Genomic DNA, 13,526 nt, shown 5'->3' with positions numbered 1-13,526 from the left:
CCAAAGTATGCCAAACGCTGTTCATCGTATTGTTAGGCTCATAGCCTGTCTTTTTTTCGACTTTCCAAATTTTGCATCCATTTATCGGATAAATCGTATACAATAGTAGTACATTAGTACCTATTTCCATAGATCATCAGATGGAACGAACCGTGCAAAAAGGAGAGTAGAACTATGGCAATCATTGAAGTTGTAAAATACGAAGGACCCCCCGATGTGTTTGCTTGGCGTTATCCGAACCAGGAGTTAGGCACGTGGACCCAGCTTATCGTTCATGAGACGCAGGAGGCTATTCTGTATAAGGGCGGTCAGGCATTGGACTCCTTTTCTGCTGGACGACATACGCTGAGCACAGCGAATATACCGATACTATCTAATATTATCAACCTTCCATTCGGCGGAAAGTCTCCGTTTACGGCGGAAGTCTGGTTTGTTAATAAACTTCGCTCACTGGATGTGAAATGGGGGACCAGTTCGCCAATCCAGCTGCAGGATCCGAAGTATAACATTATTGTATCGCTTCGAGCTTTTGGCCAATTCGGTGTTCAGATCAGCGATCCGCGAAAGTTTCTGGCAACGATGGTCGGCACCCTTCCAACCTTTGATCAGAGCACACTTGTCAAATACTATCGTGGCGTACTGATGTCCAATATTACAGAGATCATATCCTCATATATTGTTCATAAAAAAATTAGCGTCGTAGAAATCAATGCTTACATAGCGGAAATATCGAAGCACATCATGGAAGCAATTGCTGTTTCATTTGAAGAAATGGGAATCACCCTGCTTAATTTCTATGTGGATTCCATCAATATCCCCGAGAATGACCCCGCTGCGATTCGAATCAAGGAAGCGTTGGCAAAAAAAGCGGAAATGGACATCATCGGATATACCTACCATCAGGAAAGGACTTTTAATACGCTGGAGGGTGCGGCAAAGAATCCCGGCAGCCCGGCAGCTGTTATGGGGACTGGACTGGGTATGGGGCTTGGCATGGTTGGCCCGATGTATGAGACCGTGGGCCAAATGTTTGAAAGTTCAAGAGTTCGGGAGAAAAAAGATATACAAGTGATACAGAAGGCATGTGCCAAGTGTGGAACATTGAATGGGGAAGAATCTCGATTCTGTTCGGGATGCGGTCACTCCATTCTCACGAAGCCGGAGGAACAAACGGTAAAAACCATCCCGTGCAGTGACTGCGGTCAGCCTCTGCCTCCCAATGCCAAGTTCTGTCTTCACTGTGGAGATCCGTATCATGCTTGCCCTAAGTGCGGTCATGACCACCCGGCAGGTGCTGTAAAATGTCCGGATTGCGGTGCACTCCTCCCTATGCCTTGCAGAGAATGCGGTGAATTAGTGGATGCGGAAGCAAAATTTTGTCCTAGCTGTGGGTCAAGCCAAGTGCTTGCATGCCCAAGCTGTAATCATGAGATTAAACCGGGACAAAAGTTCTGCATGGAGTGCGGCCATAAATTGACGTGGAATGAAAGCGAGGGAAGAGAGTGAGTACAAGAACCACGAGTCGAAACCAGTTATGGCTGGCTGCCGTTGTGCTTCCGATTGTAACCATCCTCCTGTTCGGATTTACCGGTGGGATGGTTCAGTTGAATTCCTGGATATCGGGTATAGCCCTTGGATGCGCCGAAGCGGCCATTTTCATATTTATTGGATTCCTTATCCATCGACGTAAGGCGGCTTCCGCAGCAGTTCCGTTTTTTATTGCTTCAGGAGCTATTATTGGCATTTATGCCGTCTCCGTTTTGTTGGAGGTTATTTTGCTGGGATATTTATTTAAGCTGCCTGTATCTTCGTACATGATGATTCATCTCATCACTTTATTGGTGTTCTTTGTTGTTCTGGGGCTGGTAGCCCTGGTTGGGAAATATGCAGGTACTCATGAACAGAGGGAAACCGATCATCTCACGGGGAAGCGAGAGATTGTGGATTGGATTGGCTCTATTCGCAGGAAGCTTAGCCAGATGCCAGTTGAGAATATTCAAGCATTAGACCGCCAGGTAGCCGAGCTCGAGGAAACGCTTCGCTACAGCGATCCCATCACACACTCCTCTTTAGTTGAAGTGGAGCATCTAATCCAGCAGAAAATTGCGATGCTGGAGGATCAAGTTGCGCTGATCGGTGGATCCCAGAAGGAACAACATCATGAACTGACAGAGCAGGCCGTTCATATCATCCGGGATATTCTCAGAACAGTACAGGACCGGAACACGGCACTTCTGAAAGCAAAAGCGGGATCAACATAAAGCAGATGACTGAGGGGAGAGCGTATGGGGGGTTCATTGAAGCAGAAGCTTTTTAAATCCAGACTCACGAAAATAGATTATTTCATTATCGTGCTGGCGGCTATATTTTTTCCGTTAGCTATTGTGCTCGCGGCCATTCGGGTGCTCGTCACCCAGCGTCATAACAGCTGTAAAGGAAGGAACAACAGACTCTTTGGGTGGGTGCTGGTTCTCACATTTGGAGTCATGGAATTCCTTATAATGATAGGCACGATGGATGATAACGATGTTGATGGCCTCATCTCTTCCACGATCGTGCTTGGCATTGTCATACTAATTCCAGCCATTATCATGTTTGTGATCGCTAACCGAGAAGATAAGAAATTCAGCAGCCTCCTGCAAGTTTATTCGAATGCCATCATACGGAAAAGGCTGGTTCATATTGGGCAGATCGCTCAGGACGCCAAGGTGACGCCAGCACATGCTGCCCGGGATATAACGTTTATGTTTGAAGAGCGTATGCTTCCCTATGGGAAGATTGATAATGGGATGGTGAGCATTCCTTCATTGCTCAACAAGTCCGAATCCCCTACCCAGGGGGAGTTTGTTTCACGCAGCGGGCAGAGAGTGCAGTATACACTGGGCAATGATGCAGCGGAATCTGTAAATTCCGAACGAACCGTAACTCAGGTGGGTAGCGTACCAAAGTCGGTGGAATGTCCTGGCTGCGGGGCAAGGACGGTCGTGACGCAGCTTGAGAAAAAAGAATGCGAGTATTGCGGTACGATGATTGTTGCTTAAGGAGTTAATCTAATAAGAATAATAGCCACATGATAGTCAAGGAGAACAAGGAATGAATAATCAAACAAGTGTTTACCGACCTACATTCACTAAAGTTGATTTTTTTATAATATTTGGGACCGCTGTGTTTCCACCAGTGTTTTTAGCTGTGGGTTTACTTCAAGTGGTTGCTTCTCATCGATTTTCATATCGGAAGGGTTCTAATTACAGTCTTTTATCCACTCTATTAGTCATGACTTTTTTATGGATATTCATCTACGCTTATTTTGTGTCGTTCGCTGGATTGGAATCATCCATAAGGACAAAGGAAACCCAATCCCTTATGCTAATAGTCGCCATGTTTTGTCTGCCTCTTATTGTTACTTTTCAAGTGATGAGTATGCGAGCTAACACGTATTTTAAGGGACTTGAAACAAGCTACAAAGAATTGCTCCTAAATCAGGATCACGATGAAATTGCGGAGATTGCGAGGCAGGTTAATCGTAAACCTGAGCAAGCGACTGAGGACATCATGTTTTTAATGCAAGAGAACACACTTCCTTCGGGGACTATTGAGGATGGGATTATCTACTGGGATGGAGAAAACGACGAGGAAGAGGAAGAGGAAGAGGAAGAACAAGAACAAGAAGATGATGAAAGTAACAATGATGAAGATAAGTTAGAAGTTGAGACAGATTCCTCTCAAAAGGCAGAGCAAGAGGCTGCTGCAGAAAGTTCATTAATTCGAAGCATTCCTAGCAAACTGCCTAAGTCAACACAATGTGTGGGGTGTGGTTCAAAAGTGATTTTGCAATCAGAGGAGTCTAAAGAGTGTGAGTATTGTGGCAGTTGGTTGAATTACATGTAATCCACGGAAGGAGGTTTAGTATTGGCTATACAAACAAAGGATCAAAAACATGACAAGTATGAGCCACGACCAGAGGCATTGGATCATGTTTTGATAACTGGCAGTTTGCTTTTGCCTTATATATTGATTCCGCTAACCATCTGGAGGGCTGTCTCTAATCAACATCTCAATTATCGAAAAGGATTCACCTATAAATTAATTTCATTTCAATTACTGTTCAGTTTTGTTTCGTATCTTATTTATGGTTTTTTCTTTAACTCTATTTTTGCTTATATTGTAGGAGTATTTTTGATTAATTTTGTTTTGCTGGTTGTAGTTGCCGGGTTTCAGCTAAACCGAAATGAGCGGTACTCTAATATGGTTGAGCAATACAAACAGGTTATATTTATTCATAAAATTAATCATATAGAAGAGATTGCAGAACAGATGAGGCAGAAGCCAATCAGTGTAGAGAAGGATTTAGAATATTTAATGGATAAAGGCCATTTTCCACGAGGTGCTATTGTGGATGGAGAGTTGATTTTTAAACGGAATGATGAGGTTGAGAATTTCTTGGATAAACAGGGCCAGTTCACTTCGATTATGGATTCAGTGAGTCCCCAACGAAGTATTCGCACCACAAACACACTTGTTGACATGCAAGCAAATCCTCCGCAGCCTAAAACCGTGGAATGTTCTGGCTGTGGATCCAAAGTCATACTTAACAAGATGGATACCAAGGAATGCGATTACTGCGGAATCGTACTTCATTAAGGATGCTACCTCAAACACTTTGGAGGAGTGAGGATTGAAAGTGAGTGAAACTCAACAGTACGAACCCCAACCAACCGGTTGGGATGCTTTAATCTTATTAGGGAGTTTTATATTGTTTCCGGTCATTTTATTGCCGGTACTATGGAAATTTATCAGCTCAACTCATCTTAACTATAGGAAGGGTTATAGCTACTATCAATTAACCAATTGTCTTATCGGTGGTTACATCTTTATTGTAATGTATTACTTTTTTGTTCCATACAGTGAGTTCGAGCCTTCACAACGGGCTAATAAAGCTATGGGATTGGCTTTAGCGGTAGGTATTATTGGTATATTAATCGTTGCTGTCCTATATGGACTAAGATTAAGAGCAAACAAGAGATTTTATACACTCGCGAAAGAGTATGAATCTTTGGTATCAAACGGCCTCCACAGTATTGAAGACATTGCATTGCATGTTCATCAACCTCTATCCGCAGTACTGAAAGATTTGCAGTATTTACTCAATCACAAACTCTTTCCTAACGGCATTATAAAAGAGGGGAGGGTGCGGTTGAACGCCTATAACCAGCATTCGGATAAACCCGGCATGGAAAGTACTCATAATCTGGTCCATAATACAGATGAAACACCACTTGAAACAACGGTCCCACCGGGTCCAAAAAGTCATGAGTGCATCGGCTGCGGAAATAAAGTTATGTTAAATCCACTGGAATCTCTTCCATGTGAATATTGTGGTTTGCCCCTGACCTATACATAGCTGGTAGAGAAATCGGCAGTCTTCGAGTATCGGAGGCTGCTTTTTCTTACGCTACATTTACAATTTTGACGTTAATTACGATGAGTTCCAATAGGAATTGCGATATAGTATAGGCTATAGAGTTGACATAATAATATCGTAATCTCTAAAAAATGGACACTTATGTATTGCCCTTACTTGGTATATCCAGTATAATGTCCACTATACGAATACAGTAGTCTTTGAGGAGAGGACGTTTGTGAAGGAACGCTACTATCTGGTCCGGGAAGACATCCTTCCCGAAGCTGTAGTTAAAACAATGCAAGTGAAAAAATTGCTGGCGTCGGGAGACGTTAGGACGGTTCATGAAGCCGTTGAGCAGGTTGGGCTTAGCCGGAGTGCTTTTTATAAGTACAAAGATGGCATTCATCCAATCAATCAACTGGAACGTGATGAAATCGTAACGATTTCTATCGATATGGAACATCGCTCCGGGATGCTGTCCGAGGTGCTTGGGCTGGTTGCGGGTGAAGGCGGGAATGTGCTTACCATTCATCAGAGCATTCCGCTGCAAGGGATCGCAAATGTTGTGATTTCCGTTGAGGTTTCCCGGCTTAATGAGGAGCTGGATGATCTGCTCGACGGTTTGAGGCGAATAGCCGGGGTAAGAAGGGTCCAGATGATTGGGCAAGGGTAAGATATGACAAATAAATAGATATCTATGTGATGGGATACAGGAGGTAGTGTATTAATGAAACCGGTCAGAGTAGGGCTTTTGGGATTAGGAACCGTAGGGACAGGGGTAGTCCGCATCGTAGAGGGGCATCAGGAGGATTTGAGCAGTCAGGTCGGTTCGCCGATTACGATAGAGCGTATTGCAGTAAAACATCTGGAGAAATACCGCAGCGTCAGCGTGGATCAGACTAAGCTAACCGAAGATCCATGGGAAGTCATCCGCGATCCCGAGATCGATGTCATTGTGGAAGTGATGGGCGGAATCGAGCAGACGAAGTCTTATATCCTCGAAGCGCTTGATCGGGGTAAACATATCGTAACAGCTAACAAGGATCTGATGGCCTTGCACGGTGCCGAAATTTTGGCAAAAGCTCAAGAGAAGCAGTGTGATGTGTTCTACGAAGCCAGTGTAGCTGGCGGCATTCCGATTATCCGGACGCTGATTGAAGGATTCTCATCCGACCGTATCATGAAAATTATGGGGATTGTGAACGGCACAACCAACTTTATTCTGACCAAAATGAGCCAGGAGGGCGCCTCTTACGAGGATGTTTTGGCGGAGGCCCAGCAGCTTGGATATGCAGAGGCTGATCCGACTTCCGATGTGGAAGGCTTGGACGCGGCACGCAAGATGGCGATACTCGGTACCCTCGGCTTCCGTACGAATGTGGAGCTGCAGGATGTATCTGTCAAGGGAATCTCGCAAGTGACAAAGGACGATATTGCGTATGCCAAGCGCTTGGGTTACGAGATGAAACTTCTGGGAATTGCAGAGCGGCAGGACGATGAGTTCAGCATCAGCGTTCAGCCGACGATGGTTCGCAAAGGACATCCCATCGCAGCAGTGAACGGCGTATTTAACGCCGTTTACGTGTACGGAGAAGCAGTTGGCGAAACGATGTTTTATGGAGCCGGTGCCGGCGAGATGCCAACGGCAACATCCGTAGTGGCAGACCTGGTAGCCATCATTAAGAATCTGAAGCTGGGCGTTAACGGTTTGAAAGCCATCGTCCCTTATAAACTGAAGAAACTCAAAACCGATGAGCAGATCGTGTACAAAAATTTCATTCTGCTTCATGTGGATGATAAAGCGGGCGTGCTTGCCCAAATTACGCAGGTGTTTGCCCAGCATGATGTCAGCTTGGAGTCCGTTGTCCAGCAGCCGAATGAGCATAACCCGGATGCTGAGATTATCATCGTCACCCATAACGCAAGCAAAGCCAACATGGATAAGGTACTGAATCATTTCGAAGGCTTGGATGTCATCCGCCGAATTAAAAGTGTTTATCGTGTTGAAGGATAAGCGATTCAAAGCATGAACCCTATATAATTTTTTCACAAGAAAAGGAGAACAAGAGAGATGCCGTATGAAGGATTGCTTCAAACCTACAGAGAATATTTGCCGGTGAATGAGCGTACTCCGCTTCTTACACTCAAGGAAGGGAATACGCCACTGATCAAAGCCGTTAACTTATCGGAAGAGCTCGGGATTGATTTGCATTTCAAATTTGAAGGACTTAATCCTACGGGATCTTTTAAAGACCGTGGAATGGTGATGGCCGTAGCAAAAGCGATGGAAGAGGGAAGCCGTACAATTATGTGCGCTTCTACCGGTAATACTTCCGCAGCAGCGGCTGCTTATGCTGCCCGCGGAGGGTTGAATTGCATCGTCATTATTCCTAACAATAATATTGCTTTGGGTAAGCTTGCTCAGGCGATGATTTACGGAGCGAAGGTCATTGCCATTGATGGCAACTTTGACCGTGCGCTGGAAATCGTTCGCGAGATTACTGCGAAGCATCCGATCACGCTTGTGAACTCGGTGAATCCGTATCGTATCGAAGGCCAGAAGACTGCGGCATTCGAGGTCGTAGACCAACTGGGCAAAGCGCCGGATGTACTGGCGATTCCAGTCGGCAATGCGGGGAACATCTCCGCATACTGGAAAGGATTTAAAGAGTATCACACCGCAGGCAAATCGTCCTCACTTCCAAAAATGCTTGGGTTTGAAGCGGAAGGCGCGATGGCTATCGTCAAAGGGGAGCCTATCGCGAATCCGGAGACAGTGGCCACTGCCATCCGCATCGGGAATCCAGCCAGCTGGAAAACGGCGGTTGCTGCTGCAGAGGAGTCCGGCGGACAGATTAACTATGTTACGGACGAGGAGATTTTGGAAGCTTATCGTAAAATCGCATCGCGGGAAGGGATTTTTGCCGAGCCTGGATCTGCTGCTTCCATTGCAGGTGTCTATAAAATGAAGCGTGAAGGATATTTTAAAGGCGGGGAGTCCGTTGTCTGTGTTCTGACAGGACATGGTCTGAAGGATCCCAACATCGCGATCTCCACAGTGAAATCCGAACCGCTCGTTGTGTCGGATACAGAATCTGCCGTAATGGATGCTATTGCTCAGCTTGAAGGAGCTGCGCAGGTATGAGTTTGTCCCAAGGAGTCCGGGTGAAGGTTCCGGCCAGTACGGCGAATTTGGGACCCGGATTCGATACACTCGGCATGGCATTGTCTCTTTATTCATGGATCGAGATCAAAGCGTCGGAGCAGACCGGATTCCATCTTCATGGTGATCAGATGGGCGGTCTGCCGACAGATAAGAGCAACCTGATTTATAAGGTGGCTCAGATGGTTTTTGAGGAAGCGGGACAATCTGTCCCGGAACTCGAAATTTCCATGTACTCTGAAATACCGCTCACCCGGGGTCTTGGCAGCAGCGCTTCAGCCATTGTAGGTGCATTAGCAGCTGCCAACGCTCTGATCGGCTCACCATTGCCGGATTCCAAGCTTTTTGATATGGCGACGAATCTTGAGAAGCATCCAGATAATGTGGGGGCTTCTTTATTTGGAGGAATTATTACGGCGGTATGGGATGGAGCTCATGCGGATTATATGCGCATTGAACCTCCGGCGGACCTCGGAACGCTCGTAGTCATTCCCGATTTTGAGTTGGCGACATCCAAGGCAAGGGAAGCATTGCCTGCCCAGGTCAGTTTAGCCGACGCTGTATATAATATTAGTCGGTCCTCCTTAATGACAGCAGCTCTTTGCGCAGGCAGACTGGATTTGATTCGTGCTGCAATGCAAGACCGTATCCACCAGCCCTACCGGGCACCGCTCGTACCGGGGATGTCCAGGATTTTGACGGAAGCACCTGACCAGGGAGCACTCGGTATCGCGCTTAGCGGGGCGGGTCCGACTATGATTGCTTTCGTGGACCGCAAAGATCCGCGAGTAGAAGGACAACTGAGCACGTATCTGATGGAGACGATGAAGTCGGAAGGGATTTCGGCTGCTTGTTACCAGCTGAATCCAGTTGCCGAAGGTGTTCTGCTGATGGATGATATAAACAACAAATCCTTTTTGGATATGATTAGAGGGGAAGTTACTTCATGAAAAAAATAGCCTTGTTGCCCTCAGGATCGGTATCTCATGAAGCGATACGCTATCTCCTTAATGGTGAGCCGGTGGAGTTTGTGCACTATAAACTGATCTCTGATGTATTTATGTCTACAGTAGAAGGCAAGAGCGATTATAGCGTTATCCCGATTGAGAACACCATTGAAGGATCGGTAAGCCTTCACATGGATTGGCTGGTGAATGAGGTGGACCTGCCGATGCAGGTGGAGTGGGTATATCCTTCCATCCAAAATTTAATCGGAAATGCTTCGGAATTCCTTACGAGTGACGGAACGATGGATTACAGTCAAATCAAAAAGATCTGGTCCCATCAAGTTGCGACTGCGCAGTGCCGTCAGTTTCTTGCAAAAGCTGCACCTCAAGCGGAGCTGGAGCAAGTAGGCAGCACCTCGGAGGGTGTTAAAATCGTAAAGGATAATCCAGGCCAGGGGTGGGCCGCGATCGGAACATCACTGGGTGCGGCAACACACGGATTAAACGTGCTTGCCGAGCGTATTACCGATCATGATAACAATTACACCCGATTCGTATTGATCGGTCGTGATCCGATTTCAATTAACCGTTCGCCGGAGCATATCAAAACCAGTATCCTGGTTACGCTGCCGGAAGACGTTCCGGGTGCGCTGCATCAGGTACTTTCTGCTTTTGCATGGCGGCGTTTGAACTTGTCCCGCATCGAGTCCCGCCCTACGAAGAAAAAGCTTGGTAATTACTATTTTTATATTGATGTCATGGCTTCTACCGATTCCGTTCTGTTGGTCGCAGCAATGGGAGAGATTGAAGCGCTTGGATGTTTGGTTCGCGTGCTGGGGTCTTATCCGGGCTATGCGTACGAGCGTGAGAAGATGGAGGTTAAGTAAATGTCAGAGCAATGGATCTATTTAGATGGAGAATTGGTTACCAAAGAGAACGCTAAAGTATCCGTTTTTGATCATGGATTCCTGTACGGAGACGGTATATTCGAAGGTATTCGGATATATAACGGCAACATCTTTAAGTGCAAGGAACACTTGGACCGGCTGTACGATTCCGCCAAGTCCATCGATTTAGTTATTCCACTGGCATTTGATGAACTGCTGGAGGCTATGGCAGAAACCATTCGACGCAATGATATGCGTAATGGCTATATTCGTCTCGTGGTATCTCGTGGTGCTGGCAATCTGGGCCTGGATCCGCGGCGCTGTCCTAAACCAACCGTGTTAATCATTGTAGAGCAGCTCGCCATTTACTCGGAGGAAGCTTATCTGAACGGCTTGAAGGCCGTTTCTGTGGCTCAGCGCCGCAACATTCCAGATGCGCTTAATCCCAAGATCAAGTCCTTGAACTATCTAAACAACATTCTTGTGAAGATTCAATCGAACTTTGCGGGTGCGGATGAAGCGATCATGATGAATGCGCAAGGATATGTGACCGAAGGTTCCGGGGATAATATTTTCATCGTCAAAAATGGAGTGGTCACAACACCGCCCTGCTATCTGGGAGCACTTGAAGGCATTACGCGTCAGGCAATTATCGATTTATGCGATCAACTGGGCATTAAATTGAAGGAAGAGCCTTTTAGCATGCACGACGTATACATTGCAGACGAGGTATTCTTTACAGGAACCGCTGCCGAGGTTATTGCCGCTCGCGAAATTGACGGTCGGATTATCGGTAAAGGGCAGGCTGGCCCGGTTACTCTGAAGCTGCTCGAAGAATTCCGCAAAATTGTAGATCAAGACGGTTATAAAGTATGGGAATCTTAATTTTATAGGACAGCTCGTTATGTGTCTTCAACAATCCTTTCATGTCGATGGAAGGATTTTTTTTGTCTTGAGGGATGTCAATCGCCTATTCCGTGCATAGGATGTAGTAACGAAAGCGGGCGAATTACATGACGCCTAGAAGAGTGTAGGAGGTTTTAGCGGCGTGAAGATACACATCGTCAAGGAAGGCGACACCCTATATGAGCTGTCCAAAAAATATGACGTCCCATTAGCGAAAATCATCGATGCCAATCCACAGCTCGTGGATCCGAATAAGCTCGAGGTCGGTACCAAGATCAAAGTACCAACAGAGCCTGTTCCGGTACCTGGCGGCAGCCAGCCAATCATCCATAAGCATACGGTAAAGCAAGGAGATTCTCTCTGGAAGCTGTCCAAGGCATGGGGAGTTACCTTGAAGGAAATCATTGATGCCAATCCGCAGCTTAAAAATCCGAATGCCCTTTTGGTGGGAGAAGTCGTCAATATCCCGTCATCAGGGGTATACACGGAGACAGGAGCAGAAGAGGGGACTTCGATGAGCTCTGGATCGACCCCTGGCAAGAAGAAACCAGGCAGCAAGGAATACACGGGCGTGAAGGAAGAAATAACGGCGCCGATCGAGCAGCCGCCGGTACCTGAAGTGAAGGAACCGGAACCGCCGGTTCTGCCAAAACTGCCGGAGATTTCACCTTTTCCAGAGGAACCTAAGAAAATCGAACCGGAAATTAAGAAACCCGAAATGATGCCGGAAGTCAAAAAGCCGATCATTATGCCGGAGATCAAAAAACCAGAAATCATGCCTGAAATTAAAAAGCCGGAAATCATGCCGGAGATTAAGAAATCAGAAGTGATGCCGGAATTTAAGAAGCCTGTCGTTATGCCTGAGTTCAAACCAGAATTCAAACCAGAATTTATACCGCCATATAAACCCATTGAACCTGAGTATACGTTCCCTGTCAAAACCATGCCGCTGCCGCATCCGATTCATCCGATCGCGGAACCGTGCCCGCCATTTATGGAGATGCCAGTTCACATGATGCCACATCCATGTCCAGAATTCCCTCATAAAAATGCGCCAGCATTTACGATGCCACAATATGTCTCTCCTGAAGGGCCATGGGGATATCATGAGCCTGTAAAATGGCAAGGCGCGGATTTTGGCAAAGCGGTACATCCGTTTCACCAGATTTCACAGGAAGTGATGCCAGTCTCTTATAATGAGGGCTGGGGGAATGCGACGGCTGGATACCCGGGAGTATCTGAACAACCGATGAGTTTGGAATATTCACAATTCTCGATTACAGAATCATATACGGGCGGTATGGGTTCCAACTACCAGCCATATCCCGAGCATCATCATACAGCAATGACTTACGGATATGTTCCATCACCTTGCGGGTGCCATGGAGGAGAAATAAGTCCGTACTACAATATGCCTCATCACGGGTACCCGCAACATGAACATCACGGTCACCACGTACCTGGCGTTGGAGTTCCTTATCAACCATGGCAGGGTGGAATGGATTTTAATGCAGGAGCATATGGTTCCCCGGCAGCTCATGGCACATATCCTTCATTTGCAAATCCATATGAGCAGAACTGGAATGAACGACAAAACGAGCAGCAGTTTGCTCCTAGCCCTTTTGAGACACAGCAGAGCAACATTTCTGGCAGTAATGAGCTTGAGAATGCTGATGATGATTTGCCGATAAGAGATACGGGTGTCGAAGAGGCTGCAAAATCCAGAGCGAAAGTAAACCGTCAACAGGCTAATAAAACAAGAACAGCAGCAAAAAAATCGCGCAAACAATCTCCTGCATCAAGAAGCAAGCGCCAAAATCCTTGGATCAAAGGGTAAGAATTCAAGTTGTTAATGAAGTAAGGGGGATCAATGGGTGGTCCTCCTTATTTGCTGTGACCATGTTTCTGTATCTTTTCATTCATCTTTGTTTTGCTTGTTTCGGATGTCTATGAATCTTCCGAATGTTTAGTTATGCTAGCCTCAATGCAGAATCTAAGGCAAATAGAATTTGGAAGAAATTATGTATTGCTATCACATTGAATAATGTGATACATTATAAATCCAGTCGCGAAATGAAAGAATGCGATGGGACGCTGAGGTTGAGAGGAAGTTATAAGAACTTAAAAAACTCTCTAAAAAAACCTCTTGCATTACCGGAACAAACGTGATATATTATAAGAGTTGCTGGTGCGAATGATATACACCGACAACGAAGAAG

13 protein-coding genes are annotated in these 13,526 nt (G+C 46.2%); all 13 read left to right on the top strand.

What is annotated here, in order from left to right; genetic code table 11:
- Positions 1-174: 174 nt before the first annotated feature.
- The 13 genes from PGL02S_RS21470 to PGL02S_RS21410 all read left to right on the top strand — a co-directional run bounded on the left by PGL02S_RS21470 (position 175) and on the right by PGL02S_RS21410 (position 13,144).
- Positions 175-1,506, top strand: a complete 1,332-nt coding sequence (locus PGL02S_RS21470) for an SPFH domain-containing protein (protein WP_036641409.1) — start codon at positions 175-177, stop codon at positions 1,504-1,506.
- A complete protein-coding gene (locus tag PGL02S_RS21465) occupies positions 1,503-2,261 on the top strand; it encodes an ABC transporter permease (RefSeq protein WP_006208817.1) in 759 nt (252 codons plus the stop codon). Before PGL02S_RS21470 ends, PGL02S_RS21465 begins: the two co-directional genes overlap by 4 nt.
- A gap of 24 nt (positions 2,262-2,285) precedes the next feature.
- Positions 2,286-3,041 carry a hypothetical protein gene (locus PGL02S_RS21460; RefSeq protein ID WP_006208818.1) on the top strand — a complete coding sequence of 252 codons (756 nt, stop codon included), beginning with the start codon at positions 2,286-2,288 and terminating at the stop codon, positions 3,039-3,041.
- A 52-nt stretch (positions 3,042-3,093) separates the two neighbouring features.
- Positions 3,094-3,888, top strand: a complete 795-nt coding sequence (locus PGL02S_RS21455; RefSeq protein WP_036641410.1) for a hypothetical protein — start codon at positions 3,094-3,096, stop codon at positions 3,886-3,888.
- A gap of 21 nt (positions 3,889-3,909) precedes the next feature.
- Positions 3,910-4,641: a hypothetical protein gene (locus PGL02S_RS21450; RefSeq protein ID WP_036641412.1), complete on the top strand. Its 732-nt coding sequence runs from the start codon at positions 3,910-3,912 to the stop codon at positions 4,639-4,641.
- Between the two features lie 34 nt (positions 4,642-4,675).
- A complete protein-coding gene (locus PGL02S_RS21445) occupies positions 4,676-5,401 on the top strand; it encodes a hypothetical protein (RefSeq protein ID WP_036641414.1) in 726 nt (241 codons plus the stop codon).
- A gap of 238 nt (positions 5,402-5,639) precedes the next feature.
- A complete protein-coding gene (locus PGL02S_RS21440) occupies positions 5,640-6,077 on the top strand; it encodes an ACT domain-containing protein (protein WP_009594028.1) in 438 nt (145 codons plus the stop codon).
- A 54-nt stretch (positions 6,078-6,131) separates the two neighbouring features.
- Positions 6,132-7,418 carry a homoserine dehydrogenase gene (locus PGL02S_RS21435; protein WP_006208824.1) on the top strand — a complete coding sequence of 429 codons (1,287 nt, stop codon included), beginning with the start codon at positions 6,132-6,134 and terminating at the stop codon, positions 7,416-7,418.
- Between the two features lie 57 nt (positions 7,419-7,475).
- A complete protein-coding gene (thrC, locus tag PGL02S_RS21430) occupies positions 7,476-8,549 on the top strand; it encodes a threonine synthase (RefSeq protein WP_006208825.1) in 1,074 nt (357 codons plus the stop codon).
- Positions 8,546-9,517: a homoserine kinase gene (gene thrB, locus PGL02S_RS21425; protein ID WP_036641415.1), complete on the top strand. Its 972-nt coding sequence runs from the start codon at positions 8,546-8,548 to the stop codon at positions 9,515-9,517. The genes thrC and thrB overlap by 4 nt, the downstream gene beginning before the upstream one ends.
- Positions 9,514-10,401, top strand: coding sequence for a prephenate dehydratase (gene pheA / locus PGL02S_RS21420; protein WP_006208827.1), 888 nt, complete (start codon positions 9,514-9,516; stop codon positions 10,399-10,401). The genes thrB and pheA overlap by 4 nt, the downstream gene beginning before the upstream one ends.
- The gene (gene ilvE, locus PGL02S_RS21415) at positions 10,402-11,286 is read left to right on the top strand and encodes a branched-chain-amino-acid transaminase (RefSeq protein ID WP_006208828.1); all 885 of its coding nucleotides are present in this window, start codon (positions 10,402-10,404) and stop codon (positions 11,284-11,286) included.
- Between the two features lie 163 nt (positions 11,287-11,449).
- Positions 11,450-13,144 carry a LysM peptidoglycan-binding domain-containing protein gene (locus PGL02S_RS21410; protein ID WP_036641416.1) on the top strand — a complete coding sequence of 565 codons (1,695 nt, stop codon included), beginning with the start codon at positions 11,450-11,452 and terminating at the stop codon, positions 13,142-13,144.
- Positions 13,145-13,526 lie beyond the last annotated feature (382 nt).

The organism is Paenibacillus glucanolyticus NBRC 15330 (assembly GCF_004000885.1).
In the GTDB taxonomy this organism is placed as follows: domain Bacteria; phylum Bacillota; class Bacilli; order Paenibacillales; family Paenibacillaceae; genus Paenibacillus_AQ; species Paenibacillus_AQ glucanolyticus.
This window is presented reverse-complemented; position numbering and strand designations above follow the sequence as displayed.

What these genes read in the sequence shown, in the direction of transcription:
- PGL02S_RS21435 (WP_006208824.1), top strand. Translation starts at nt 6,132, where the DNA reads ATGAAACCGGTCAGAGTAGGGCTTTTGGGATTAGGAACCGTAGGGACA.
- pheA (WP_006208827.1), top strand. Translation starts at nt 9,514, where the DNA reads ATGAAAAAAATAGCCTTGTTGCCCTCAGGATCGGTATCTCATGAAGCG.
- thrC (WP_006208825.1), top strand. Translation starts at nt 7,476, where the DNA reads ATGCCGTATGAAGGATTGCTTCAAACCTACAGAGAATATTTGCCGGTG.
- PGL02S_RS21460 (WP_006208818.1), top strand. Translation starts at nt 2,286, where the DNA reads ATGGGGGGTTCATTGAAGCAGAAGCTTTTTAAATCCAGACTCACGAAA.
- ilvE (WP_006208828.1), top strand. Translation starts at nt 10,402, where the DNA reads ATGTCAGAGCAATGGATCTATTTAGATGGAGAATTGGTTACCAAAGAG.
- thrB (WP_036641415.1), top strand. Translation starts at nt 8,546, where the DNA reads ATGAGTTTGTCCCAAGGAGTCCGGGTGAAGGTTCCGGCCAGTACGGCG.
- PGL02S_RS21455 (WP_036641410.1), top strand. Translation starts at nt 3,094, where the DNA reads ATGAATAATCAAACAAGTGTTTACCGACCTACATTCACTAAAGTTGAT.
- PGL02S_RS21470 (WP_036641409.1), top strand. Translation starts at nt 175, where the DNA reads ATGGCAATCATTGAAGTTGTAAAATACGAAGGACCCCCCGATGTGTTT.